The organism is Streptomyces sp. NPDC012510 (assembly GCF_042955065.1).
In the GTDB taxonomy this organism is placed as follows: Bacteria; Actinomycetota; Actinomycetes; order Streptomycetales; family Streptomycetaceae; genus Streptomyces.
Window position 1 is genome coordinate 268036 of record NZ_JBIBEN010000001.1, and the last position, 24786, is coordinate 292821.

General features: G+C 70.1%; 18 protein-coding genes. 11 read left to right on the forward strand and 7 right to left on the reverse strand.

Going from position 1 to position 24786, the window contains the following annotated elements; genetic code table 11:
• Nucleotides 1-4 precede the first annotated feature (4 nt).
• Nucleotides 5-1186 carry an ROK family protein gene (locus ACFY9I_RS01155; RefSeq protein ID WP_390994872.1) on the reverse strand — a complete coding sequence of 394 codons (1182 nt, stop codon included), beginning with the start codon at nucleotides 1184-1186 and terminating at the stop codon, nucleotides 5-7.
• A 532-nt stretch (nucleotides 1187-1718) separates the two neighbouring features.
• On the opposite strand from ACFY9I_RS01155, the gene ACFY9I_RS01160 reads away from it, so the two are divergent.
• Both ACFY9I_RS01160 and ACFY9I_RS01165 read left to right on the forward strand, forming a co-directional pair.
• Complete coding sequence (locus ACFY9I_RS01160; RefSeq protein ID WP_390994874.1) at nucleotides 1719-4331, forward strand: hypothetical protein; 2613 nt, start codon at nucleotides 1719-1721, stop codon at nucleotides 4329-4331.
• The gene (locus tag ACFY9I_RS01165) at nucleotides 4328-5548 is read left to right on the forward strand and encodes a hypothetical protein (protein WP_390994877.1); all 1221 of its coding nucleotides are present in this window, start codon (nucleotides 4328-4330) and stop codon (nucleotides 5546-5548) included. The genes ACFY9I_RS01160 and ACFY9I_RS01165 overlap by 4 nt, the downstream gene beginning before the upstream one ends.
• A 52-nt stretch (nucleotides 5549-5600) precedes the next feature.
• On the opposite strand, the gene ACFY9I_RS01170 is transcribed toward ACFY9I_RS01165, so the two are convergent.
• The 3 genes from ACFY9I_RS01170 to ACFY9I_RS01180 all read right to left on the reverse strand — a co-directional run bounded on the left by ACFY9I_RS01170 (nucleotide 5601) and on the right by ACFY9I_RS01180 (nucleotide 8990).
• Nucleotides 5601-6278: an FCD domain-containing protein gene (locus ACFY9I_RS01170; protein WP_390994880.1), complete on the reverse strand. Its 678-nt coding sequence runs from the start codon at nucleotides 6276-6278 to the stop codon at nucleotides 5601-5603.
• 190 nt (nucleotides 6279-6468) lie between these two features.
• Nucleotides 6469-7407: a beta-ketoacyl-ACP synthase 3 gene (locus tag ACFY9I_RS01175; RefSeq protein ID WP_390994883.1), complete on the reverse strand. Its 939-nt coding sequence runs from the start codon at nucleotides 7405-7407 to the stop codon at nucleotides 6469-6471.
• Nucleotides 7408-7649: 242 nt separating this feature from the next.
• Nucleotides 7650-8990 carry an MFS transporter gene (locus ACFY9I_RS01180; RefSeq protein ID WP_390994886.1) on the reverse strand — a complete coding sequence of 447 codons (1341 nt, stop codon included), beginning with the start codon at nucleotides 8988-8990 and terminating at the stop codon, nucleotides 7650-7652.
• Between the two features lie 395 nt (nucleotides 8991-9385).
• Here ACFY9I_RS01180 and ACFY9I_RS01185 point away from each other — a divergent pair, with 395 nt between their 5' ends.
• From ACFY9I_RS01185 to ACFY9I_RS01210, 6 genes are all read left to right on the forward strand, one after another.
• Nucleotides 9386-10357 carry a 2-dehydropantoate 2-reductase gene (locus ACFY9I_RS01185; protein ID WP_390994888.1) on the forward strand — a complete coding sequence of 324 codons (972 nt, stop codon included), beginning with the start codon at nucleotides 9386-9388 and terminating at the stop codon, nucleotides 10355-10357.
• A gap of 100 nt (nucleotides 10358-10457) precedes the next feature.
• Complete coding sequence (locus ACFY9I_RS01190; RefSeq protein WP_390994890.1) at nucleotides 10458-12383, forward strand: molybdopterin-dependent oxidoreductase; 1926 nt, start codon at nucleotides 10458-10460, stop codon at nucleotides 12381-12383.
• Nucleotides 12384-12388: 5 nt separating this feature from the next.
• Entirely contained in the window at nucleotides 12389-14221 is a 1833-nt protein-coding gene (locus tag ACFY9I_RS01195; RefSeq protein ID WP_390994892.1) for an NAD(P)H-dependent oxidoreductase subunit E, read from the forward strand.
• Nucleotides 14218-15078: a 2Fe-2S iron-sulfur cluster-binding protein gene (locus tag ACFY9I_RS01200; protein ID WP_390994894.1), complete on the forward strand. Its 861-nt coding sequence runs from the start codon at nucleotides 14218-14220 to the stop codon at nucleotides 15076-15078. Before ACFY9I_RS01195 ends, ACFY9I_RS01200 begins: the two co-directional genes overlap by 4 nt.
• Before the next feature lie 8 nt (nucleotides 15079-15086).
• On the forward strand, nucleotides 15087-15950 hold the full coding sequence (gene fdhD, locus ACFY9I_RS01205; RefSeq protein WP_390994896.1) for a formate dehydrogenase accessory sulfurtransferase FdhD: 864 nt from the start codon (nucleotides 15087-15089) through the stop codon (nucleotides 15948-15950).
• A 241-nt stretch (nucleotides 15951-16191) separates the two neighbouring features.
• Entirely contained in the window at nucleotides 16192-17427 is a 1236-nt protein-coding gene (locus ACFY9I_RS01210; RefSeq protein WP_390994899.1) for a hypothetical protein, read from the forward strand.
• Here the strand turns inward: ACFY9I_RS01210 and ACFY9I_RS01215 are convergent.
• Nucleotides 17366-18379, reverse strand: a complete 1014-nt coding sequence (locus ACFY9I_RS01215; protein ID WP_390995693.1) for a bile acid:sodium symporter — start codon at nucleotides 18377-18379, stop codon at nucleotides 17366-17368. The genes ACFY9I_RS01210 and ACFY9I_RS01215 overlap by 62 nt on opposite strands.
• Before the next feature lie 210 nt (nucleotides 18380-18589).
• Between ACFY9I_RS01215 and ACFY9I_RS01220 the strand changes: the two genes are divergently transcribed.
• The 3 genes from ACFY9I_RS01220 (at nucleotide 18590) to ACFY9I_RS01230 (ending at nucleotide 22826) form a co-directional block, all read left to right on the forward strand.
• The gene (locus tag ACFY9I_RS01220) at nucleotides 18590-19465 is read left to right on the forward strand and encodes a LysR substrate-binding domain-containing protein (protein ID WP_390994901.1); all 876 of its coding nucleotides are present in this window, start codon (nucleotides 18590-18592) and stop codon (nucleotides 19463-19465) included.
• 306 nt (nucleotides 19466-19771) lie between these two features.
• The gene (locus ACFY9I_RS01225) at nucleotides 19772-21598 is read left to right on the forward strand and encodes an AMP-binding protein (RefSeq protein WP_390994904.1); all 1827 of its coding nucleotides are present in this window, start codon (nucleotides 19772-19774) and stop codon (nucleotides 21596-21598) included.
• A gap of 391 nt (nucleotides 21599-21989) precedes the next feature.
• A complete protein-coding gene (locus tag ACFY9I_RS01230; RefSeq protein WP_390994905.1) occupies nucleotides 21990-22826 on the forward strand; it encodes an aldo/keto reductase in 837 nt (278 codons plus the stop codon).
• Nucleotides 22827-22956: 130 nt separating this feature from the next.
• Here ACFY9I_RS01230 and ACFY9I_RS01235 read toward each other — a convergent pair whose 3' ends face one another.
• Nucleotides 22957-23658, reverse strand: a complete 702-nt coding sequence (locus ACFY9I_RS01235) for an SDR family NAD(P)-dependent oxidoreductase (protein ID WP_390994908.1) — start codon at nucleotides 23656-23658, stop codon at nucleotides 22957-22959.
• Between the two features lie 114 nt (nucleotides 23659-23772).
• Nucleotides 23773-24717, reverse strand: coding sequence for a methyltransferase (locus ACFY9I_RS01240; RefSeq protein ID WP_390994910.1), 945 nt, complete (start codon nucleotides 24715-24717; stop codon nucleotides 23773-23775).
• Nucleotides 24718-24786: the final 69 nt, after the last annotated feature.

Consider the following 24786-nt stretch of genomic DNA (forward strand, 5'->3'; position numbering starts at 1 on the left):
GGGTCTACGCGGGTGAGAACAGGTGGTCGCTGATGAGGCGGGCCGCGCCGATGACTCCGGCGGTGGGCCCCAACTCCCCCAGCACGATGGGCAGGTTGCCGGTCGCGAGGGGCAGTGACTGGCGGTAGACCTGGGTGCGGATGGCGGCGAGCAGGGTGTGGCCGAGGCCGGTCACCCCGCCGCCGATCACCACCAGACCGGGGTTGAAGAAGCTGACGAGTCCGGCGATGACCTGGCCGGTGCGGTTACCGCCCTCGCGTATCAGATCGAGCGCGGTGGCGTCGCCGGCGGCGGCCGCGGCGGCCACGTCGACGGCGGTCAGGGTGCCGTGGGTCTCCAGACGGGAGGCGAGTTCCGCGGAAAGTCCTTGCTGGGCGGCTTCCTTGGCGTCGCGGGCGAGCGCGGCTCCGCTGAAGTGGGCCTCCAGGCAGCCCCGGTTGCCGCAGGCACAGGGGCGGCCGTCCGGTACGGCGAGGATGTGCCCGATGTCGCCGGCGCTGCCCGTCGTCCCTCGGTGGACCTCGCCACCGGCGACGATGCCGCAGCCTATGCCGGTACCGATCTTGACGCAGAGGAAGTCGTTCACGGAACGGGCCACGCCCGCGTGCTGCTCCCCCATCGCCATCAGGTTCACGTCGTTGTCGACCATGACCGGACAGCCGAGTTCCTGGCTGAGCGCCTCGCGCACCGGGAACCCGTCCCAGCCGGGCATGATCGGCGGGGCCACGGGGACGCCTTCGGGGAAGCGGACCGGTCCGGGTACGCCGATACCGGCGCCGTCGAACCCTTCCGCGAGCCCCGAGGCCTTCAACTTGGCGGCCATGGCCAGCACTTGTTCGAAGACGACGACCGGGCCGTCCCGTACGTCCATGGGCTGGTTGATGTGGCCGAGGATCTCCAACTCGGCGTTGGTGACGGCCACGTCGATCGAAGTCGCGCCGATGTCGACGCCGAGGAAGCGGAGTTGGGGGGCGAGCCGGATGTTGTGCGACCGGCGGCCACCGCGTGAGGCGGCGAGTCCGTCGGCCACGACGAGTCCCGTCTCCAGCAGCCGGTCGACCTCCACGGCCAGCTTCGACCGTGACAGATCGACGCTGTCGCCCAGTTGTGCCCGGGAGTTGGGGCCGCCGTCCCGCAACAGCCGCAGCAGTCGGGCCTGGTGCGCGTTCGCGGGTCGAGCCGTCATACGTCTCACAAGCCCCTCCCCGCCTCAACCGGTCGCTGCGTCCGCCGGGTTCCGGCCACAACGCCATGACCGGCCTTTCGCAGGGGAACGTAGCAGCGGCTACCGGGACTGGGAAGAAGTAGCGCAGGAATTGCCGCCAACTTTCTCCACTCTCAGGACAAAGAAGTCTCCAGCGAGGGGAGGTCCCGGGTCGCGGGCCCGACGCGTCGCACCCGCACAGGACGGTGGTTCGCTTGTACAACTCTCGGACGGGGTAAATGACTGCGGCGCCCACCATGGGGCGAGATGGCATGGCCACGGCGGTGGGGGCGTCGCTCATGGATACAGGGGGAGACATGTCAGCCGGTCGGCGCAGTCGGCGCATGAGCACCAGCACGAACAGAGCGATCGCCGGGTGGGCCATGACGATCGTCCTGGTGGTCCTCGGAGCGGGTCCGCAGGCATGGCCGGCGACCGCACCATGAAGAAGCGCCGAGGCATGCGGTGGGGGCTCTCTCGCCCGCACATACTGAGCGCCAACGGACATGCCTCCATGGTTGCCGGCAACGACATCATCAATTCCACCATCTACCTGGTGGGAGAGACCGGCAGGGAGGACATCGAGCCACAGAACCTTCAGGCACGGTCCAGCCGTGAGCGGTTGCGGCGGCAACGGGCCTCCGCCGAGCGTCAGCAGGAGGCTTTCGCGCAGCATTTCCTCCCGAAGGCCAGGGCGTCCGTCCAGACGGACGGCGTCACCTGGGATTTCACGGGACGACATGACGCGCTCCGCCGGATCGTGACGTGGCTGTCCCGCCCGGCCGACAACCGGTCCGGCCTGATCGTGGCGGGTGGCCCTGGGTCCGGCAAGACAGCCCTCCTCGGGCTTGTCGCGTCCTTGGCCGACCCCCGTCACCAGTCGCACGTGCCGAAGGAACGCGTCGGGGTCGGCGGAGCGGCGCTCCCTCCCCCTGACAGCTTCGCGGTGGTGATCTACGCGGCCGGTCTGGCGGCGGAGGTGATCTCAGATGCCCTCACCCACGCCACTCGCCTGCCCGCCGGGTCCACCCCCGTCGTCCTCATCGACGCGGTGGACGAGGCCGACGAACCGGTTCTGCTGGTCGACGCCGTGCTGAAACCCCTGCTCCTGGAGGGTTCGGTGCGTCTCGTCCTCGGCATACGCACCGAACATGCCATCGAGCTCGGCGACCTGTGCGAGATCGTCGACCTCGACGGAGACTTCGCCGATCCCGAGGGGATGCGGCGCCATGTCGAGCATGTGCTGCTCCAGGCGGCCGAAACGAGTCCGTTCCGGAGTGCGCCTTCGGAGACGGTGTCGCAGGTGGCCGAAGGCGTGGCGCGGGCGGCAGGGCCATCCTTCCTGGTGGGCCGCCTGCTGGCCCGGATGCTCGCCGCCCGCGCGGAGCCACCCGACCTCAGATCGGGATGGGAGGCCGAACTGCCGCGTCTGCCTGGCGAGATCCTGGAGCAGGACCTGTCCGAACGCCTCGGTCGCGAACAGGCCGAGCGGGCCCTGGATCTGCTGCGCCCGTTGGCCTTCGCGGAAGGCAACGGCCTTCCCGACGAGGACATCTGGGCGGGTCTCGCCGGGCGGATGGCGGGCCGGAGGTACGACTACACCGACGTTCGGTGGTTGCGCGAGCATGTGGGAAGTCACGCCGTCAAGTCGTCCGACCAGGGCCATGTCGTCTACCAGCCCCACCATCTGTCGCTCGCCGAGCATCTGCGCAAGGTGCCGAGCCCGCAATCGGTTCACCGGTGCTTCGTCGACTTCCTCGTCGACCACACGCCCGTCCGGCCCGACGGGACTCGGGACTGGCAGCGCGCCAGCTTCTACACCCGCGCCTACCTGGCCACCCACATCGCCAAGGCCGGCGGTCACGACGTCCTCAACGAGCTGGTGCTCGACCCCGCCTATCTCCTCGGCGCGATCCCGTACCGGCTCCTCGGGGCCCTGGACGGCCACCGCCTTCCATCCGACCGGGACATGACGGAGGTCCGCGCGGCGATCAACGCCTATCGCCAGGCCGCTACGGACTTCCGCCGCTCCGCCCCGGAACTGCACCCGGCAGCACTCGACCTGGCGGTCAACACCCACAACGCCCGCACGCTGCGGGCCCGGATGGATCCCGTACCCCACTCGTCCCCGTGGAGGGCCCGTTGGGTCGACATGCGGCCCCGACGCAGCGGCTACACCCTCACCAAGCTCTCCGGCGAGGTCACCCGCATGTCGGCGTTCCGCTACGCCGGGGACCAGCACCTCGCGGTCGCCTCCGACGCCGGTGAGATCGAGGTCTGGAACCTCGACGCCGACCATCGGGTCATCAGGGGAACGGCCGCCGAGGGCAAGCACATCACCGGTCTGGACACGGTGACGGGCAACGGCCAGGTCTTCATGGCCACGAGCAGTGCGTCCAGGGTTCAACTGTGGGAAGTGTTCGGGGCTCATCAGCCTCTCGGAAGCTGGCCCATCGGCCACGCGGCGTCGGACAGCGAGACGAGCATCGTGGCATTCGCCGAACTCGGCGGCGAACTCCTCCTGTTCTGCATGACCGACGACTACCTCCTGCACCGCTTCGACGTACGCGCGTCCACGTCTCTCCCGGCTCTCCCCATGACCAGCGCCTGTGACTTCATGCGGAGCAACGCGACCGTGGTGGTGATCCCGGGGGAAGGAAGACCGACGGCCGTGGTCAGCGCCTGGCACAGCGTGCAGCTCGTCGATCTGGAGACCGGCCGTGCCGAGCACTGTCCAGCAGGCCACGGCTACGCCAAGGGCATACGGACGGTCCCCGGTACGGATCCCCCTCAGTTCCTCGCGGGAAAGGACAGCCACAGGATTTTCCTGGTCCACTTGGATCGCTCTCCGCAGCGGATCCGAGACTGTCCGGAAAGCGTTTGGGATGTCGACGTCTGCACGCGGGACGACACCACATTCGCCGTAGCCGGATACGACTACTGCGAACGGCCGTTGGAAGTCTTCTCTCTGACACGGCCCGGAGTCACGATTTCCGACTTCTACGACACACGCTCGGCTGTGAGTCAGGTTCGCGTCCTGGGACTGAACCACGGCCGTTCGGTGATCGCGGCCGGAGAACGCTCCGGTTCGGTTCGAATCTGGGACTTCCCCGAGGTGTCCGAGTGAGCCGAGCCGATCGACGCAGCGAACCGATCGCTGTCCACGTCACGGAATGGGGCGGCCGGCGCGTCGTGATCGTAGTCCATCCGAACCTCGTCACCGTACGGGACGCTTCCCACGGTGATGTCCTCGCGCGCCACTCCCTGCCGTATTCGGCGGAGAATACCGCCTGCGTGAACCGTGACGCTTCCGCACTGCTTGTCGCGAACGACGGAGCAAAGGTGTTCACCCATGACCTGGAAGACGGAAAAACCGAGCACATAGGCTCGTGCGCCTCGCATATCACGGCCCTGGCAGCAGCGAACCTCGGCGAGAAACCCATGGTGGCAGTAGGGGACCAGAACGGATCCGTCGGACTTTTCACTCTCCATGACACCTCGGAATGGTCTCTCGAACCGGTCCCCGCTCACCAGAACACGGTGCTGTCGGTAGCTCTCGGGGAAATTCGAGGACGACCGTCCGTCATCAGTTGCGCCAACGACATGACGGTGACACACACCACCACCGGGAAAAATACGTCGCGAAACCTGTGGACGCTTCAGTGGGCCGAGGACGGAAACTGGTCGACTGGCCTTTCGTGCACCTGGAGGAGTTACGGGAAAGAATATCCCGAAGATTTCGGCCGGGACTTGAGGGATCAAGCATTATTGCGCGCAGGTATGAACTCAGCGTACAAAGCGCTCCGCAAACGCAGGGAAACTGTGCAGATCTGCAGCGTTGTCGACGTCGGAAGCACCTCGCTCGCGCTCATCAACGGAAAGTACGAGTCGGCTTCGATGATGACCGCCGGGGAAGTACCGGGCCGAAGTGAAGTGATCGCGCACACGGTGGCCTGCAAAGCGCCGGGGCGACTCGCGGCCGTCCTGCCGGTGCGCGGGGGCGCACGGCTGGCATGGATCCAGGGATCTGTCATTCACGTCGAATCCCTGCAGCCGATCCGCGCATGGTACTGGTTCCACCGCGCGCTCGACTTGGCAGCCTCGTGCAGCGGCGTGTGGCTCTTCACAAAGGATCCGGGTGCGTGGTTCGTGCTCCCCTTCACTCTTCCGATGGGCGCCCGCGCGTTTCGGCGCCCGAGTGTACGAGGCGTCAGCACCCGCGTTCTGGCCGATATCGATCTCCACAGTGAGGTCATCGATGTCGCCTTCGACGGTCCGGAGGGACTGGTGGCGCTGAGCCACCAGGGCCTTGCGACCTTCGACCTCCGGGAGCCGAAGGCCTGAGCCCCGCGCGACCGCGGCACATGCTCCGGCGACCGCGCGGCGATGCTCCCGGCTAGGACCGGGGCAGCTCGTGGTACGTCTTCCGCGTGTGCTCCGTGTGGGCCCGCATGACCGCTGTGGCCCGCGTTTCGTCGCGGGCGGAGATCGCGGCGATCAGGTCCCGGTGCTCGATCCAGGACTGGTGGCCGCGTTGGCGGGCGACGGGGGTGTAGTACCAGCGGACGCGGCGGTCGACCTGGGCGGCGAGTTCGGCGAGGACGGTGTTGCCGGCCAGTTCCATGACCTTCGCGTGGAAGCGGGCGTTCAGGGCGACGGCACCGTCGACGTCGTCGGCGTCGACCGCCCGCTCGCCCTCCGCGCAGAGTTCCTCCAGCGCCGTGATGCCCGCCGTGCCGGCGTTGGCCGCGGCAAGGCGGGCGGCCTCGGCCTCCAACAGGGTGCGGACCGTGAGGAGTTGGTCGGCCTCCGCCTCCGTGGGCTCATGGACGAACGCGCCCTGGGCGGGCCGGAGGTCGACCCAGCCCTCGGTGTTGAGGCGTTGCAGGGCCTCGCGGACGGGCTGCCGGGACACACCGAGGTGCCCGGCGAGTTCACTCTCGACGAGGTGCTGGCCGGGGCGCAGCGCACGGGTGGTGATGAGTTCGAGCAGGGCCTCGTAGACGCGGTCGCGCAGCGGACCGGGGCGTTCGAGCTTGGGCACCGCGCCTTGCGGCAGTCCGGTCGACAACATCGGGTCCTCCTCCAGAGCACCACTGCGTGCACTGCACACGGAAAGTCAACGGCCCGTACCGGAAAGTCGAGGTCAACAGCCAGTATGGATTGTCTTTCGTCTACAGTCTACGACCGGCGATGACCAGGGAAGCGGACGGGCCTCTCTGTGTATCCCTCGTCACATCGCCCCGAACGCCCTGCTCAGGGGCTCACGGACAGCGGACCACCTGTCCCGCGTACGACAGGTTGCCGCCGAAGCCGAACAGCAGGACGGGGTCTCCGGAGGAGATCTCGCCGCGTTCGACGAGCTTGGAGAAGGCGAGGGGGATGCTCGCGGCCGAGGTGTTGCCGGACTCCGTGACATCCCGGGCGACCACGGCGTTCACCGCGCCGATCTTCTCGGCGAGGGGCTCGATGATGCGCAGGTTGGCCTGGTGGAGGACGACGGCGGCGAGGTCGGCGGGTGCGAGTCCCGCCTTCTCGCAGGCGGCGCGGGCGATGGGCGGCAGCTTGGTGGTGGCCCAGCGGTAGACGCTCTGGCCCTCCTGCGCGAAGCGCGGGGGGGTGCCTTCGATGCGTACGGCGTGGCCCATCTCGGGCACGGATCCCCACAGCACCGGTCCGATGCCGGGTTCCTCGGCAGCCTCGACGACGGCCGCGCCCGCCCCGTCCCCGACGAGGACGCAGGTCGTGCGGTCGGTCCAGTCCGTGACCTCGGACATCTTGTCGGCGCCGATGACCAGCGCCCGGGTGGCGGCGCCCGCGCGTACGGCGTGGTCGGCGGTGGCGAGGGCGTGGGTGAACCCGGCGCAGACGACATTGACGTCCATGGCGGCCGGGTTGGGGATGGAGAGCCGGTGGGCGACCCGGGCGGCCATGTTCGGGGAGCGGTCGACGGCGGTCGAGGTGGCGACCACGACCAGGTCGATGGCCTCGGGGCCGAGGCCGGCCGAGGCGAGCGCCTTGGCGGCGGCGTGGCCGGCCAGCTCGTCCACCGGCTCGTCGGGGCCCGCGATGTGCCGGGTGCGGATGCCCACTCGGCTGGCGATCCACTCGTCACTGGTGTCGACCAGGTCCGCCAGGTCCTTGTTGGTGAGGACCTTGGCGGGCTGGTAGTGGCCGACGGCGGCGATCCGCGAGCCGTTCATGGGTGGTTCCCCTCGTAGCCTGTGGTCAGCGGGATCCACCAGTCTGATCAGTGACTCACGGGTACGAGGGCGGGTGAGGCGACAGTAAAGCGCGGCCCGGGTTGTGGGCTTCTGTCAGACCTCCGGACCGTCCGAACACTCAGCCCGTGAACAATTGCGTAGCCTTCCGTACGAGTTCGTACAGTCCATAACCGAGCGGTACCCCCACCCACATCCAGGCGAAGACGATCAACGGCCGCCGGTCAGGCGGATTCGGGCTGCTGTCGCTTGACGACATCGGCGGCCTCCCTCGGGGCGGGGATGTGGAAGCGGGGGTGGACCGGCCTGACCAGCTCGTTGGCGACGAAGCCGATCACCAGCAGCCCGATCATGATGAGGAACGAGGTGCCGTAGAGGTCCGGGCCGGACTTGCCCGCCTCCTCCTGCCGGTCCGCGATCCAGTTGACGATCAGCGGTCCGAGGACACCGGCCGTGGACCAGGCGGTGAGCAGCCGGCCGTGGATCGCGCCGACCTGGTAGGTGCCGAAGAGATCCTTCAGATACGCGGGGATCGTGGCGAAGCCGCCGCCGTAGAAGGAGAGGATCACCAGGGCACAGACGATGAACAGCGGCTTGGAGGAGTCGCCGAACTGTGCGATCAGCAGATACATCAGCGCGCCCACACCGAGGTAGACGCGGTAGATGTTCTTGCGGCCGATCAGGTCGGACGTCGACGACCAGGTGATGCGGCCGGCCATGTTGGCGGCCGAGAGCAGCGCGACGAAGCCGGCGGCCGCGGTGACGGAGACCGGTGTGGAGGAGTCGGCGAAGAAGTCCGTGATCATGGGGGCGGCCTTCTCCAGGATGCCGATGCCCGCGGAGACGTTCATACAGAGGATGACCCACAGGCACCAGAACTGCGGGGTGCGGATGGCGTCGCGGGCCGAGACCTGCGGACCGTCCAGGACGCTCGGCCCGCTCGCCGCAGTGACACGGTCCTCGGTGCGCGGCACCCGGACCAGCAGGACGCCGAGCAGCATGAACACGGCGTACGACAGTCCGTGCACCAGGAAGGCGAGGGCGATGCCGGAGGAGTCGGCGCCGAAGGACTCCATCATCTGGGCCGACCACGGGGAGGCGATGAGGGCGCCGCCGCCGAAGCCCATGATGGCGATGCCGGTGGCCATGCCGGGCCGGTCCGGGAACCACTTGATCAGGGTGGAGACGGGCGAGATGTAGCCGATGCCGAGGCCGATGCCACCGACGAAGCCGTAACCGAAGACGATCAGCCAGTACTGCTCGGTGGCCGCGCCGAGCGAGGCGAGCAGGAAGCCGGAGGAGAAGCAGATCAAGGCCACGGTCATGGCCCAGCGCGGCCCGTTGCGCTCGACGAGGGTGCCGCCGAACGCGGCGGACAGGCCCAGCATGACGATGCCGAGCTGGAAGGGCAGCGCGCTCTGGGTGCCGCTGAGGCCGAGCGCGGATTCGAGCGGCGGCTTGAAGACGCTCCAGGCGTAGGCCTGCCCGATGGAGAGATGGACGGAGAGCGCGGCGGGGGGAACGAGCCAGCGGCTCCAGCCCGGGGGTGCGACGGGGGGACTCATGATCCCGGACGGTAGGGAGTGGCAGCGGCGTTGAGAAGGCGGCGCGTCGACCGTATGCGATGAGCGGTACGCACGAAGCGCCGAACGGTCACCGCGCATCGCAACCCTGGGCCTCGACGGCCCGCGGTATCGGCGCGGGCAGCGGCCCCGTCGCCCCATGTGCAACTGCAGCCGGCCCCGGAACCGGGGGACCGTCCACCGGCCGGCGCCGAGCAGCAGCCGCAACCGCAGGCGCAGCCACAGCCGCAGCCGGAGCCGAAGCCGCACGGACGGTGCTTCCGGCGGAGCGCGAACCCTTGCTGCACCCACCTCCATACTGTAGACAATATTTCGTCGACACATTTTCGACAGCGTCATCTCCGCGGTATCCCTCGACCGAACGGAGCTCCCTCACCATGAAAGTCGCAGTTCTCGGCGCCGGTGCGATCGGCGCCTATGTCGGCGCCGCGCTCCACCGCGCCGGCGCGGACACCCACCTCGTCGCCCGTGGACCGCATCTGGCGGCCATGAGGCGGGACGGGGTGCGGGTGCTCAGCCCGCGCGGGGACTTCACCGCCCGCGCCCACGCCACCGACGACCCGGCCGAGATCGGCCCGGTCGACTTCGTCTTCCTGGGTCTCAAGGCCAACTCGTACGCGGCGTGCGGGCCGCTGATCGAGCCCTTGCTGCACGACACCACGGCCGTGATAGCCGCCCAGAACGGCATCCCCTGGTGGTACTTCCACCGGCACGGCGGCCCGCACGACGGCCACCGGCTCGACAGCGTGGACCCCGGCGGCGCGGTCAGTGCGGTGCTCGCGCCCGAACGGGCCATCGGCTGTGTCGTCTACGCGGCCACCGAGCTCGAAGGACCCGGTGTCGTACGGCACTTGGAAGGCACCCGGTTCTCCGTCGGCGAGCCCGACCGTACGGTCTCGGCACGCTGTGTCGCGTTCAGCGAGGCGCTGGTGGCGGGTGGCCTGAAGTGTCCGGTGGAGCCCGACATCCGGGGCGACATCTGGATCAAGCTGCTCGGCAACATCTCGTTCAACCCGATCAGTGCCCTGGCCCGCGCGACCATGCGGCAGATGTGCCTGCACGGCGGCACCCGCAAGGTCATCGAGACGATGATGGCCGAGACGCTTGCCGTCGCCGAGGCCCTGGGCTGCGAGGTCGGCGTCTCCATCGAACGGCGGATGGCCGGCGCGGAACGCGTCGGCGACCACCGCACCTCCACCCTCCAGGACCTGGAGCGCGGCAAGCCGCTGGAACTCGACGTCCTCCTCGCAGCCGTCGTCGAACTGGCGGACGTCACCGGCGTCGAGGTGCCCACCCTGCGCACCGTCCACGCCATCTCGGACCTGCTCGCGCTGAGGAGCGCGGCATGAACCCTGTAGAGCGCCGCACGAAGCCTGTAGAGCGCCGCACGAACCCTGAGGAGCGCCGCATGAACGCTCGGGACCGCCGCATGAACGCCGGGGACCGCCGATGAGGAAACGTGACCGCAGCCCGAAGACCTACACCCGGCTCACCCATCCCCTCGTCCGCGACTCCCGCGACGAACCCTTCCGGCAGGCCACCTGGGGGGAGGCGCTGGACCGGGCCGCCCGTGGCATCGAACGCAACCGCGGCGCGTTCGGCATGTTCTCCTGCGCCCGCGCCACCAACGAGATGAACTACGTGGCGCAGAAGTTCGCCCGCGTGGTCATGGGCACCAACAACGTCGACTCCTGCAACCGGACGTGCCACGCGCCCAGCGTCGCCGGCCTGTCCGCCGCCTTCGGCTCCGGCGGCGGCACCTCCTCCTACGAGGAGATCGAACACACCGACGTCATCGTGATGTGGGGCTCCAACGCCCGCTTCGCGCACCCGATCTTCTTCCAGCACGTGCTGAAGGGCATCCACAACGGCGCCCGGATGTACGCGGTCGACCCCAGGCGGACCTCCACGGCCGAGTGGGCGGAGAGCTGGATGGGACTGAACGTCGGCACGGACATCCCGATGGCACACGCGATCGGCCGCGAGATCATCCACGCGGGCCTCGCCAACATGGCGTTCGTCGAGCGGGCGACCACCGGCTTCGAGGAGTACAAGGCGCTCGTCGAACCGTGGACGCTGTCGCTGGCCGAGAAGGTGACAGGCGTACCGGCCGCCGCGATCCGGCAGTTGGCGCACGCCTACGCCCGTGCCGAGCGTGCCCAACTGTGCTGGACGCTCGGCATCACCGAGCACCACAACGGCACCGACAACGTCCGCGCGCTGATCAACCTCTCCCTGCTGACCGGCCACGTGGGCCGCTACGCCTCCGGGTTGCAGCCACTGCGCGGCCAGAACAACGTGCAGGGCGGCGGCGACATGGGCGCCATCCCCAACCGGCTGCCCGGCTTCCAGGACATCCTCGACCCCGCCACCCGGCTGAAGTTCGAGTCGGCGTGGGACACCGTCATCCAGCCGCACTACGGACTGAACCTGACGGAGATGTTCGAGGCCATGGAGGAGGGCTCGCTGAAGGCCGTGTACTGCATCGGGGAGAACCCGGCGCAGTCGGAGGCCGACAGCGAGCAGGCCGTACGGCGCATGAAGGAGCTGGACTTCCTCGTCGTCCAGGACATCTTCCTGACGAAGACGGCCGAGCTGGCGGACGTCGTGCTGCCCACGACCGCCGGATGGGCGGAGACGGACGGCACGACGACCAACAGCGAGCGCCGGGTCCAGCGCGTGCGCAAGGCCGTCACCCCGCCCGGGGAGGCCCGCGATGACATCGACATCATCTGCGACCTGGCATCCCGGTTCGGGCACGAGTGGAAGTACGCCGACGCCGAGGCCGTCTGGACCGAGCTGCGGTCGGTGTCGCCGGACCACTACGGGATGACGTACGAGCGCCTGGAGGAGCACCAGGGCATCCAGTGGCCCTGCCCGGACACCGACAGGCTCGAACCCACGTACCTGCACGGCCGGTTGTGGGACCAGGACCCGGCGCGGCGGGGCCGGCTCGCGCCCTTCGGGATCGTCCGGCACGACCCGCCGGTGGATCTGACGGACGAGCACTTCCCGATCCGGCTGACCACCGGGCGGCGCCTGGACTCGTACAACACCGGCGTGCAGAGCGGTGGTTACGCCTCGCCGCTCAGGCGCGGGGAGTACATCGAGCTGTGCCCGGAGGACGCCGAGCGCTACGGGGTCGTGGTGGGCGAGGAGGTCCAGGTGTCCTCGCGGCGCGGGTCGGTGGTGGCCCCGGTGTGGATCGACATCGGGCTGCGGCCGGGGCTCGCCTTCATGACCATGCACTTTCCCGACGAGGTGGACACCAACCAGCTCACGATCGAGGCGAACTGCCCGATCGCGGGGACGGCGGAGTTCAAGGCGTCGGCGATCCGGATCGAGAAGCTGCCCGTCGCGACCATCGTGAGGTGACGTAAGTGGACCTGCACTTCGGTGACAGCAAGCCGACGGACGAGGAGAAGGCGGCCGTCGACGCGCTGCTCGGCCCGCCGGAATCCTCCTGGGAGGGCGCGGCCCGCGACGAGATGCGCGCCGCTGATCTGCGGTGGGCTCGGGGCGGCCGGGAGGCTCGGGAACGCCGCGACCTGCTGTTGCCGGGGCTGCACGCGATCAACGACCGGGTCGGCTGGATCAGTGAGGGCGCGCTCGACTACCTGTGCCGGCGGCTGACGGTGCCACCGGCGGAGGCGTACGGCGTGGCCACGTTCTACGCGATGTTCTCGGTCAAGCCGCGCCCGGCGACCGTCCTGCACGTCTGCACGGACCTCGCGTGCGCGGCGGCCGGGGCGGCCGGCCTCTGCGCCGGGATCGAGTCCCGCCTCGGTCTCGGCAGCGGGGTGGGCGTGGAGCGGAGCCCGTGCCTGGGCCTGTGCGAGCGGGCACCGGCCGCCCTCGCGGTCAAGGCCGGGGACCCGGTGCGTACGGCGGTGGCGGCGCCCGCGACCGTCGAGGCGGCCGTCCTCGCGGCGAGCGCGCCCGACTCGGCGGACGAGGAGCCACCGGCCGCGATGGCGGTGCCCCAGGCCGGCGACCCGTCGTTGACCCTGCTGGGCCGTGTCGGCGTCGTCGACCCGGCCTCCCTCGACGACTACCGTGCCCACGGCGGCTACACGGCCCTGCGGCGGGCCTTCGAGCTGGGCCCCGCCGGAGTCATCCGCGAGGTCACCGACTCGGGCCTGGTCGGACGGGGCGGCGCCGCCTTCCCCACGGGCCGGAAATGGCAGGCCACGGCGTCGCAGCCCGACCACCCCCACTACCTGGTCTGCAACGCCGACGAATCCGAGCCGGGCACCTTCAAAGACCGCGTGATCATGGAGGGGGACCCGTTCGCCCTGGTCGAGGCGATGACGATCGCCGCGTACGCGACCGGCGCGCACAAGGGGTACCTGTATCTGCGCGGCGAGTACCCCCGTGCCCTGCACCGCCTGGAGAACGCCATCTCCCGGGCGCGCTCCCGAGGACTGCTCGGCGACGACGTCCTCGGGCATGGCTACGCCTTCGACATCGAGATCCGCCGGGGGGCGGGCGCCTACATCTGCGGCGAGGAGACCGCCCTGTTCAACTCCATCGAGGGGTATCGGGGCGAGCCTCGTTCGAAGCCGCCGTTCCCCGTGGAGAAGGGCCTCTTCGGCAAGCCGACCGTGGAGAACAACGTCGAGACGCTCGTCAACGTCCTGCCGATCCTCACCATGGGCGCCCCGGCGTACGCGGCGATCGGGACGGGGCGGTCCACCGGGCCGAAGCTGTTCTGTGTGTCGGGGAGCGTGGACCGGCCCGGCGTCTACGAGCTGCCGTTCGGGGCGACGCTCGGCGACCTGCTGACGCTCGCCGGGGTGCGGGACGGACTGCGGGCGATCCTGCTCGGCGGGGCGGCGGGAGGCTTCGTCCGGCCCGACGAACTGGACATCCCGCTCACCTTCGAAGGGACGCGGGAGGCGGGCACGACACTCGGCTCGGGTGTCGTGATGGCCTTCGACGACACGGTTCCGCTGCCCCGGCTGCTGCTGCGGATCGCGGAGTTCTTCCGGGACGAGTCCTGCGGGCAGTGCGTGCCGTGCCGGGTCGGGACCGTACGGCAGGAGGAGGCGCTGCACCGGATCGTCGCGCGGACCGGGGCGGACGCCGCCGGTGACATCGCTCTGCTCAGGGAGGTCGGCCGCGCGATGCGGGACGCCTCGATCTGCGGTCTCGGGCAGACCGCCTGGAACGCCGTGGAATCCGCCATCGACCGCTTGGGGGCGTACGAATGACCGTGATCCCGCTGGGAGTGCCGCGTCGTCTGCTGGAGTTCACCCTCGACGGTGAGCCGGTGCGGACGCCTGAGGGCTCGACGATCCTGGACGCCTGCCGGGCGGCCGGCAAGGACGTGCCCACCCTGTGCGAGGGCGACACGCTCACTCCCAAGAACGCCTGCCGGGTCTGTGTCGTGGAGGTCGAGGGCGCCAGGACCCTCGTCCCGGCCTGCTCCCGCAAGGCCGAGCCCGGTATGGAGGTGCGCACGGACACCGAGCGCGCCCGGCACAGCCGCAAGGTCGTCCTCGAACTGCTTGCCTCCTCGGTGGACCTCTCCACCACGCCGAAGGTCGCCGGATGGATCAAGGAGTACGAGGCGAAACCGGACCGCTTCGGCCCGGACGCGGCCCGGCTCGACGAGGAACCCAGGATCGACAACGAACTGTACGTACGGGACTACGACAAGTGCATCCTCTGTTACAAGTGCGTGGACGCCTGTGGGAACCAGTGGCAGAACACGTTCGCGATCTCGGTCGCCGGGCGTGGCTTCGACGCGCGCATCGCCGTGGAGCACGACGCCCCGCTCACCGACTCGGCGTGTGTGTACTGCGGGAACTGCATCGAGGTCTGCCCGACGGGCGCGCTGTCCTTCAAGTCGGAGTTCGACATGCGTGCGGCGGGTACCTGGGACGAGTCGGCGCAGACGGAGACGACCACGGTGTGCGCGTACTGCGGTGTGGGCTGCAACCTCACACTCCATGTGCAGGACAATGACATCGTGAAGGTCACCTCGCCGCACGACAACCCGGTGACCCACGGCAACCTCTGCATCAAGGGCCGCTTCGGCTACCAGCACGTACAGAACCGGGACTGAGGCACGACATGGGACGAGTCACGGAACGACGCAAGGTGATCCGCATCCGGGACGGCGCGGTCTCCACGCGCCCGGACACGCTCGTCGCCGAGGAACCGCTGGAGATCCGGCTGAACGGCAAGCCGCTCGCGATCACCATGCGCACCCCGGGCGACGACTTCGCCCTGGCGGCGGGGTTCCTGGTGAGCGAGGGGGTGCTGGCGGAGCGGTCGGACCTGCGGAACATCGTCTACTGCGCAGGGGCGACGGCGGACGGCTCGAACACCTACAACGTGGTGGACGTGCAGACCGCGCCGGGGGTGGCCATCCCGGACATCACGCTCGAACGGAACGTGTACACGACCTCGTCCTGCGGGCTGTGCGGCAAGGCCTCGCTGGACGCCGTCCGTACGACGGCCCGCTGGCCCGTCGACGACACGCACGGGGGTGACGCTCCCCCGGTCCGGCTCGACCCCGAACTCCTCGCGAGCCTCCCCGACCGGCTCCGCGCGGCGCAGCGGGTCTTCGACCGGACCGGGGGCCTGCACGCGGCGGCCCTGTTCGGCGAGGACGGCGAGCTGCTGGACGTACGGGAGGACGTGGGGCGGCACAACGCGGTGGACAAGCTGGTGGGGCGGGCCCTGCAGAGCGGGTCGCTGCCGCTGTCCCGGGCGGTGTTGCTGGTGTCGGGGCGGGCCTCCTTCGAACTGGCGCAGAAGGCGGTGATGGCGGGGATGCCGGTGCTGGCGGCGGTGTCGGCGCCGTCGTCGCTCGCGGTCGACCTGGCGGCGGAGACCGGGCTGACCCTCATCGGCTTCCTCCGGGGAGCCTCCATGAACGTGTACGCGGGCGAGCACCGCGTGGCCCTGCGGGCCGCGGCCGGCCAGGGCTGAGCGGCGCCCCCGCGATACACGGCGGCGGGGCCCCGTCGGCGGGGAGCGCCCCCTGCGCCACGGGGCTCCGCCGGTCGGCTCCGCCTGTTGAACCGCCGGTCGAACCGCCGGGTACGCGTCGTTGGTCCAGCCGTCTCGTCGCCGGGTCCACCCACCACCCGCACGCCGACGTACAGAGTTCGCGGCTCGATCCTGTGGCTGCCCATGGACCGGGTGGACCCGGGCAACTAACGTCCCCTCCGTGCCCGACGACGCAGGACCACGACAGCGCACGGGGGCCGGGCCGGTCCTGATCCTGGCACTGGTCCTGGCCCTCGCCGCCGTGCTGCTCACCGCCCTCCCGGACGACGACCGGGAGGGCGGCCGTACCTGCACGGCCCGTACGGTCCGGGACTGGGACCCTGACGACTCCCTGACCGGCGAGTTCACCCGCTACGGCGACGACGCGACCCGCACCGACGACTGGACCGGCGGCGACGGCACCCATTCGGTGCGGCTTCCGGACGGGCGCGTCCTGTGGCTGTTCTCCGACACCTACCTCGGCCAGGTGCACCCCCCTCCCAACCCGGCCGGAGAGTCGGTGGCGTGGCGGGACGTCTCGACACCCCTGGTGCGCAACTCGGCGGTGGTGATGTCCCGTTCCGGCCGCCTGGAGTCCACGCTCCCGGCCCCCGTCTTCCCCGACCCGGCCCCGCAGCAGTGGCGCTGGCCGGTGGCCGCCCGGGTCGAGCCCCGCTCCCCCGGCTCGGACGAGAAGGTCGTACGGGTGCTGTTGTGGACGCGTACGGCGGGCCGGTCGCCGTGGATCTACGGGGTGCCGACGGCGACCGAGGTGGCCACCCTGTCGCTGCCCGATCTGCGGCCGGAGGGTGTCACGCAGGTGCTGGACCAGTCCTCGGTCCCCGATCCGGCCCGGCGGGTGCTGTTCGGTACGACGGCCGTGGACGCGGGCGACTGGACGTACGTCTTCGGCGGCACGGACGCCCAGGCCGCCTCACGGCCGACGTCGCAGGCGTATGTGGCCCGGGTGCCGCGCGGTCGGCTCGGGGAGCCCGGGGCGTGGGAGTACTGGGACGGCGAGCGGTGGGCGGTGCGGGGGCGGCCGGCGGCGGTGCTCGGGAACGGTGCGGACAAGGGGGTGGGCAGCGCCTTCACCGTCGTACGGGACGGGCGTACGTATGTGCTGTTCACCATGGCCGCCGGGACCGAGGGGCTGACGACCGTCACCGCGTACTGGGCCTGCTCCCCCACCGGGCCCTGGCACGGGCCCACCGGGGGGTTCAGTCCGCCGTTGCCGGGCGGCGGGGTCGCGGCGTACAACCCGCAGGCGCACGAGGCGGTCGACGACGGCCGGCTGGTCCTCAGTTACGACGTGAACTGGCTGGCTGCCGACGCGTCGGCGGCGCAGCTGAGCATCACGCGGAACGTGTCCCTGTACCGACCGCGGTTCGTATCGCTTCGTCTCGCCGTTCCGTGACCGCCGGCTCCACCGGGTCCTTCGCGCGGCGCTTGGCGATGACGGCGCAGACCATCAGCTGCATCTGGTGGAACAGCATCAGCGGCAGCACGGCGAGGGAGGCCTCGGGGCCGAACAGGACGCTCGCCATGGGCAGTCCGGAGGCGAGGGACTTCTTGGAACCGGCGAACTGGATGGCGACGCGGTCCGCCCGGTCGAAGCGCAGCGCCTTCGCTCCGTACCAGGTGAGCAGCAGCATCACCGCGAGCAGTGCGGCCTCGACGAGCAGGAGTCCGCCGAGCCGCAGCGGGCTGACCTGGCTCCATATGCCGCGCACCATGCCCTCGCTGAAGGCGACGTAGACGACGAGGAGGATGGAACCCCGGTCGACGAGACCGAGGATCCGCTTGTGCCGGGTGACGAAGCCGCCGATCCAGCGGCGGGCCAACTGTCCGGCGAGGAAAGGCGCCAGAAGCTGGAGCACGATCTTCAGCAGCGAGTCTGCGGAGAAGCCGCCGACGCTGCCGCCCAGCAGGCTCGCCGCGAGCAGCGGGGTGATGACGATGCCCGCGAGGGAGGAGAAGGAGCCCGCGCAGATCGCGGCGGGGACGTTGCCCCGGGCCATCGAGGTGAAGGCGATCGACGACTGGATGGTCGACGGGACGAGGGTGAGGAAGAGCAGACCGGTGGCGAGGGAGTGGTCGAGGAACACCGGTTCCAGGCCGCGGGCGGCAAGGCCCAGCAGCGGGAAGACGACGAACGTACAGGCCAGGACGGTGAGGTGCAGCCGCCAGTGCTTGAGGCCGTCCAGGGCCTCCCGGGTGGAGAGACGGGCGCCGTAGAGGAAGAAGAGGAAGGCGATCGCGGCCGTGGACGCGCCCGACGCGACCTCGGCCGTCGTACCCCTCGCCGGGAGGAGCGCCGCGAGCCCCACCGTCCCCAGCAACAGCAGGATGTACGGGTCGATCGGCATCCAAGTCGGCCACTGCAGGCGTTTCACGGTGCTCCACTTACTGTTCGGGACTGGCTGATTCGACGCTGGCTAATTTCGATCTTGTTCGGGCGCGGAACGCGCCCCTCCATCGTCCTCTCGATCACCTTGATCGGGAATCCGGCATACCGCTCTGACTGTCATCATGTTCCGTGATATCGGGCCGTTCGGTGAGCGCCTACCCTGGGGACCGTGTACGACCCCACGCAGCTGCGTACGTTCCTCGCCGTGGCCCAGACGCTGAGTTTCACGCAGGCCGCCCGGCGCCTGGGGCTGCGCCAGTCCACGGTCAGCCAGCATGTACGCCGCCTGGAGGACGCCACCGGGCGCCAGCTCTTCTCGCGTGACACGCACTCCGTGGAGCTGACGGAGGACGGCGAGGCGATGCTCGGGTTCGCGCGCCGGCTGCTGGCGGTGCACGAGCAGGCGACGGCGTTCTTCACCGGGCCCCGGTTGCGCGGGCGGCTGCGCTTCGGGGCGTCCGAGGACTTCGTGCTCACCCGGCTGCCGGAGATCCTGGAGGCCTTCCGGTACGACCACCCCGAGGTCGACCTGGAGTTGACCGTCGAGCTGTCCGGCACCCTGCACGAGCAACTGGCGGCGGGCAAGCTCGACCTGGTGCTGGCCAAGCGCCGCCCCGAGGACCCGCGCGGCGAACCCGTCTGGACGGACAGGCTCGTCTGGATCGGGGCCGAGCGGCTCCGCCTCGACCCCGACCGTCCGGTCCCGCTGATCGTCTACCCGTCGCCGGGCATCACCCGCGCCCTGGCCCTGGAGGCGCTGGAGCGCGAGGGCCGCGCCTGGCGCATCGCCTGCACCAGCGGCAGCCTCAACGGGCTCGTCGCAGCGGCCCGCGCGGGCCTCGGTGTGATGGCTCATTCCCGTCGCCTGGTGCCCCCGGGTCTGGTCCGGGTCCCGGAGCGCGCGGGCCTGCCGGAACTCGGCGAGGTCGACTTCGTCCTCGTCCACGGACGGCGGCCGGCAGCCGCGTCGAACGCCGCGGACGCCCTCGCGGCGGCCATCCTCTCCGGCGGCGACCGGCTCCACGGCCGCGCCCGCGGGGTGTGACGGCGCCGCCACGCCGGTGGTTGCGGCGATCGCGAGGACAGACGTGAGGGATGTTCGCGTTTTCCCAGGTCGGACCGTGTCCCCACGAGGCCGCTCACCGTGACCGGGGCGTGGGGGTTCGGTGGAGATTACGCCGCCGTAGCTTACTCCGGAGTCAGAAATGACGCCGGAAACCTCCCCGTCTGCACGGGTTTTCCGCGCTGCTCCGTGGAATCGGCACCCATGCACCCCCTCCGCGCCCCCTCCCGTCCGTTGTCCCCGTGAGGTAGCTTTCACGCGCTGTGCGGAGCGCCACGAGGAGCGGGTTTGCGCGAGTTCACCAACCCTCCGTTGGCGTCGGCGCCGCCGGTGGGCGGCCTGGCCGACGTCGTCTTCGAGTACGCCCAGGAGGACCCGGCCCACATCGCGCTCGGCCGCAAGGACGAGCGGGGCGAGTGGCGCGACGTGACCTCCGGCGAGTTCCGCGACGAGGTGCTCGCACTGGCGAAGGGCCTGCTGTCGCAGGGCATCCGGTTCGGCGACCGGGTCGCCATCATGTGCCGTACGCGCTACGAGTGGACCCTCTTCGACTACGCCCTGTGGACCATCGGCGCCCAGGTCGTCCCCATCTACCCGACCTCCTCCGCGGAGCAGGTCTTCTGGATGCTCTACGACTCCCAGTGCACCGCCGCCATGGTCGAACACGAGGACCACGCGATGACCATCGCCACGGTCATCGACCGCCTGCCGCAGCTGCGCCGGCTGTGGCAGCTCGACGTGGGCGCGGTGCGGGAGCTGTACGAGTCGGGGGCACAGCTCGACGACGAGGTGGTGCACCGGCACCGGCGGGCCGTGACCCCGGAGTCGATCGCGACGATCATCTACACGTCCGGCACGACGGGCCGCCCCAAGGGCTGCGTCATCTCGCACGCCAACTTCACGGTAGAGGCGGACACGGTCATCGAGCGCTGGGCGCCGCTGTTCGCGTCCCGCAAGGGCGACGAGGCGGCGACGCTGCTGTTCCTGCCGCTCGCCCATGTCTTCGGGCGGATGGTGCAGGTGGCCGGCATCCGCGGCAAGGTCAAGTTCGGTCACCAGCCACAGCTCAGCGCCGCCGTCCTGCTGCCCGATCTCGCCGCCTTCAAGCCGACGTTCTTCCTCTCGGTGCCGTACATCTTCGAGAAGGTCTTCAACGCGAGCCGGCGCAAGGCCGAACGGGAGGGCCGGTCCGGGCCGTTCGAGAAGGCCGTCGAGGTCGCCGTGAAGTACGCGGACGCGATGGAGGCGAAGGCCTGGGGCATCGGGCCCGGCCCGTCGGCGGGGCTGAGGATGCAGCACCAGTTCTTCGACAAGGTCGTCTACGGCAAGATCCGCGAGGCCATGGGCGGCCGGATCAAGTACGCGATGTCCGGGGGCTCGGCGATGGACCGTCGGCTCGGTCTGTTCTTCGCGGGCGCGGGCGTCCACATCTTCGAGGGGTACGGCCTGACGGAGTGCACGGCGGCAGCGACCGCCAACCCGCCGGAGCGCACCCGGTACGGCACCGTCGGCCAGCCCATCCCGGGCATGACCGTGCACATCGCGGACGACGGCGAGATCTGGCTGCGCGGCCCCAATGTCTTCCAGGGCTACCTCAACAACCCCAAGGCCACCGACGAGGCCCTGCACGACGGCTGGCTCGCCACCGGTGACCTGGGCTCCCTCGACGAGGACGGCTATCTCACCATCACCGGGCGCAAGAAGGAGATCCTGGTGACCTCGGGCGGCAAGAGCGTCTCGCCCGCGATCCTGGAGGAGCGGGTGCGTGACCATCCGCTGGTAGCCCAGTGCATCGTCGTCGGCAACGACCGCCCGTACATCGCCGCCCTGGTCACCCTGGACGGGGAAGCGGTCGAGCACTGGCTGCAGATGCACGGCAAACCGAAGCCGGAACCGGCCGAGCTGGTGCGCGATCCGGAGCTTGAGACCGAGGTACGGCGGGCGGTGGTCACCGCCAACACCCTCGTCTCGCAGGCCGAGTCGATCCGCACGTTCCGGATCCTCGCACACCAATTCACCGAGGAGCACGGCCTGCTCACCCCCTCGCTGAAGCTGAAGCGCAAGGCGATCGAGAACGCGTACGCGAGCGAGGTGGAGGCGCTGTACCGGGCTTGAGACCGCCCCGGCCGACGGAGTGGGGGGAGGTCAGTCGAGTCGACGACCCGTCAGTTCTGCAGCGCCGTACGGAGGTTGTTCGGCGAGCCCGTCGAGCGGACGCCGCACGCTCCGGCGGTTTGGGCCGCGTGCCGTTGTCGGGGTGAGGAACCTTCGCACGGCACGGGTCCGCCGTGGCCGGTCGGTGTTCCCCACGCTCCCGAAGGGGCGCGGCACGTGCCGGGAGGCGGCGCGCGGCGCCGAGGGCGTTCCTTCGCGTAGCCTGGAACGGCCGGGTCCATTTCCGGCCAATATGTGATTCGGGCCGCGAGCCGTCCGCTCAGGAATGCATCGCGGGCCGTGATCGTTGACGATGGGAAGCACCACCCGACGACTTAAGGATCGAGAGCTCGTGAGCAGCAAGGTCCCCCCGATCATCCTGAACAACGGCGTCGAGATGCCCCAGCTGGGCTTCGGCGTCTGGCAGGTGCCGGACGACGAGGCCGAGCAGGCGGTCACCACGGCGCTGGAAGCCGGTTACCGCAGCATCGACACGGCCGCGATCTACGGCAACGAAGAGGGCACCGGCAAGGCGATCGCCGGCTCCGGCATCGCACGCAAGGACCTCTTCGTCACCACCAAGCTCTGGAACAGCGATCAGGGCTACGACGCCACCCTGCGCGCCTTCGACGAGTCCTTGGACAAGCTCGGCCTGGAGTACGTGGATCTGTATCTGATCCACTGGCCGATGCCGGCCAAGGGCACGTTCGTCGACACGTACAAGGCGTTCGAGAAGCTCCACACGGACGGCCGTGCGAAGTCCATCGGTGTCTCCAACTTCCTTCCGGAACACCTGCGGACGCTGATCGAGGCCACGAACATCATCCCGGCCGTCAACCAGATCGAACTGCACCCGCACCTCCAGCAGATCGCGTCGCGCGAGTACCACGCGGAGCAGGGCATCGCCACCGAGGCCTGGTCGCCGCTCGGCCAGGGCAAGGGGCTCCTTGAGGTCCCGGCGATCGTCGCCATCGCACAGAAGCACGGCCGCACCCCGGCCCAGGTGGTGCTGCGCTGGCACCTGCAGCTCGGCAATGTGGTCATCCCCAAGTCCGTGACCCCCTCCCGTATCAAGGAGAACATCGAGGTCTTCGACTTCTCCCTGGACACAGAGGACATCGCCGCGATCAGCGCGCTCAACGAGGACCGGCGCATCGGGCCGGACCCGGCGACGTTCGACCAGGCCTGAGACCGGGCCCACCGGGCGCACGGCCGACACCCGCGCGCCGAGAGCGCGAGACCGCCCGTCAGATGGATTCCGACGGGCGGTCTCGTGCGTCCGGGGCGGGCCGTGACCTGGGCCGCGGGGCCCCACGGCCTCAGACGGGCTGGCCGATCGGCCGTACGACCACGGTGTTGACGTCGACCCCGGCCGGCTGCCGTATCGCCCACACCACCGAGTCGGCGATCTGGTCGGCGGTGAGGAGATGGCCGGGCGGCAGGCTGCCGTAGCTGTCCCAGAACGGGGTCTCCACGCGGCCGGGCGCGACCAGGGTCACGCCCACGCCCCACTCGGTGACCTGCCGCCGCGTGTTCTCGGCGAGCCCGGTGACCGCCCACTTGGTCGCCCCGTAGATGTTGCCGGGTGTGTGCACGAAACCGGCGACGCTGCCGACCAGCACGATCCGCCCCCGGGTCTCCTTGAGGGCGTCGACGGCGGCCCGGATGAGCAGGGCCGGGCCCAGCACATTGGTCAGCACCATCTCCGTCCACCCGGCGGGGTCGCCCTCGGCCACGGTGTCGTGCGTGGCGAACCCCGCGTTGGCGAGGACGGTGTCGATCCGCCCGAACTCCTTCAGCGTGGTGTCCACGGCCGCCTGTACGTCGATGTACTCGGCAGCGTTGCCGGGGAGCGTCAACAGCCCCTTCGGGTCCCCCAGTTCCTCGGCGAACGCACGCAACCGTTCCGCCCTGCGCCCCGTGACGGCCACCCTCTGTCCGTCGTCGAGCAACCGCCGGGCGACGGCGGCTCCGATGCCGGTTCCACCGCCCGTGATCAGCGTGACTGGCGCGTCGGTCATTGCTACCCCCATGTGACTCCGGTCGACCGTGTCCTGACTCCGGCCGAACACCCGAAGTCCACCACTTGAAGCGCTCTCGAAGTCAAGCACCACCTGCCGCGGGGGCGACCCGGCTCACGCCCGGGCCACATGGACGGTGTGGGCCGCCAGGAGGAAGAGGTCCGTGCGGTGGTACAGGCTCGCCTTGTCGTCGGGGTCGAGAAGCCGGTCGACGGTCGCCAGGTCGGAGGCGTCGAGAAGGTCCTCGAGGATGCCCCGGCAGCGCCGGAACCAGTTCACGGCGTAGGCGCGGGCGGCTTCCGACACCGGGGCGGGCAGGTCGAGCAGGAAGGTGCGGGACGTGGCGTCCCGCAGGCCCACGGCGGTCAGCAGCCCCGGCCAGTCCTCGGTCTCCGGGACACTGCCGGGCAGCGACCCCCGCATCTCGGTGAACCACCGTTCCTCCGCCGCGTCGATGCGGGACTGCAGTCCGGGGCGGCCCATACCGAAGTCACGCGGCAGGAACCGGCCGGGCAGCCCGCCCTCGACGAGCGCCAGGGTGCCCCCGGGGGCGAGGCGTGCGGCGAAGGCGGCGAGGGCGGCGCGCTGGTCGCCGAGGTGGTGCAGGCTGCGGCTGGCCCACAGCAGGTCGACCGGGTACTCCAGGTCGGCCAGACCGTCCGGCAGTTCCGCCTCCAGGGTGCCGAACCGGTCGGCGACGCCCAGGCGTTCGGCGCGGGCACGGGCCCGCTCCAGCAGGGGGCCGGAGCCGTCGAGGGCGACGACCCGGGCTCCCGGGAACCGGTCGGCCAGCAGACAGCTCACTACACCGGGGCCGCTGCCGGCGTCGACGACCAGCCCCGGCTCGGGCTGCCGTGTGGCCACCCAGGCCGCCGCCTGCCGGTTCAGCGGCGCGAACAGCTCCGCCTGCTCCTCCAGGTGGTCGGCCAGCTCGGCCCAATCGATGTCAGTGCGGTCGTGACGGCCGTGGGCATGGCCGTGACCGTGACTGCGGTCGTTCCCGTGCTTGTGCTCATGCTTGCGCTCGTGCCGATCCTGGCCATGGTGGTGCTGTCCCATGATGGTGAGCCTTTCGTCCGGGTGTCGTCAGCGTGCTCCGACGCACCGGAGAACGGCCACTTCTCTTGC

Coding starts and splice junctions, on each gene's coding strand:
- ACFY9I_RS01155 (WP_390994872.1), bottom strand. CDS start 1,186: ATGACGGCTCGACCCGCGAACGCGCACCAGGCCCGACTGCTGCGGCTG.
- ACFY9I_RS01160 (WP_390994874.1), top strand. CDS start 1,719: ATGGTTGCCGGCAACGACATCATCAATTCCACCATCTACCTGGTGGGA.
- ACFY9I_RS01170 (WP_390994880.1), bottom strand. CDS start 6,278: ATGTTGTCGACCGGACTGCCGCAAGGCGCGGTGCCCAAGCTCGAACGC.
- ACFY9I_RS01175 (WP_390994883.1), bottom strand. CDS start 7,407: ATGAACGGCTCGCGGATCGCCGCCGTCGGCCACTACCAGCCCGCCAAG.
- ACFY9I_RS01180 (WP_390994886.1), bottom strand. CDS start 8,990: ATGAGTCCCCCCGTCGCACCCCCGGGCTGGAGCCGCTGGCTCGTTCCC.
- ACFY9I_RS01185 (WP_390994888.1), top strand. CDS start 9,386: ATGAAAGTCGCAGTTCTCGGCGCCGGTGCGATCGGCGCCTATGTCGGC.
- ACFY9I_RS01190 (WP_390994890.1), top strand. CDS start 10,458: ATGAGGAAACGTGACCGCAGCCCGAAGACCTACACCCGGCTCACCCAT.
- ACFY9I_RS01200 (WP_390994894.1), top strand. CDS start 14,218: ATGACCGTGATCCCGCTGGGAGTGCCGCGTCGTCTGCTGGAGTTCACC.
- fdhD (WP_390994896.1), top strand. CDS start 15,087: ATGGGACGAGTCACGGAACGACGCAAGGTGATCCGCATCCGGGACGGC.
- ACFY9I_RS01215 (WP_390995693.1), bottom strand. CDS start 18,379: ATGCCGATCGACCCGTACATCCTGCTGTTGCTGGGGACGGTGGGGCTC.
- ACFY9I_RS01235 (WP_390994908.1), bottom strand. CDS start 23,658: ATGACCGACGCGCCAGTCACGCTGATCACGGGCGGTGGAACCGGCATC.
- ACFY9I_RS01240 (WP_390994910.1), bottom strand. CDS start 24,717: ATGGGACAGCACCACCATGGCCAGGATCGGCACGAGCGCAAGCATGAG.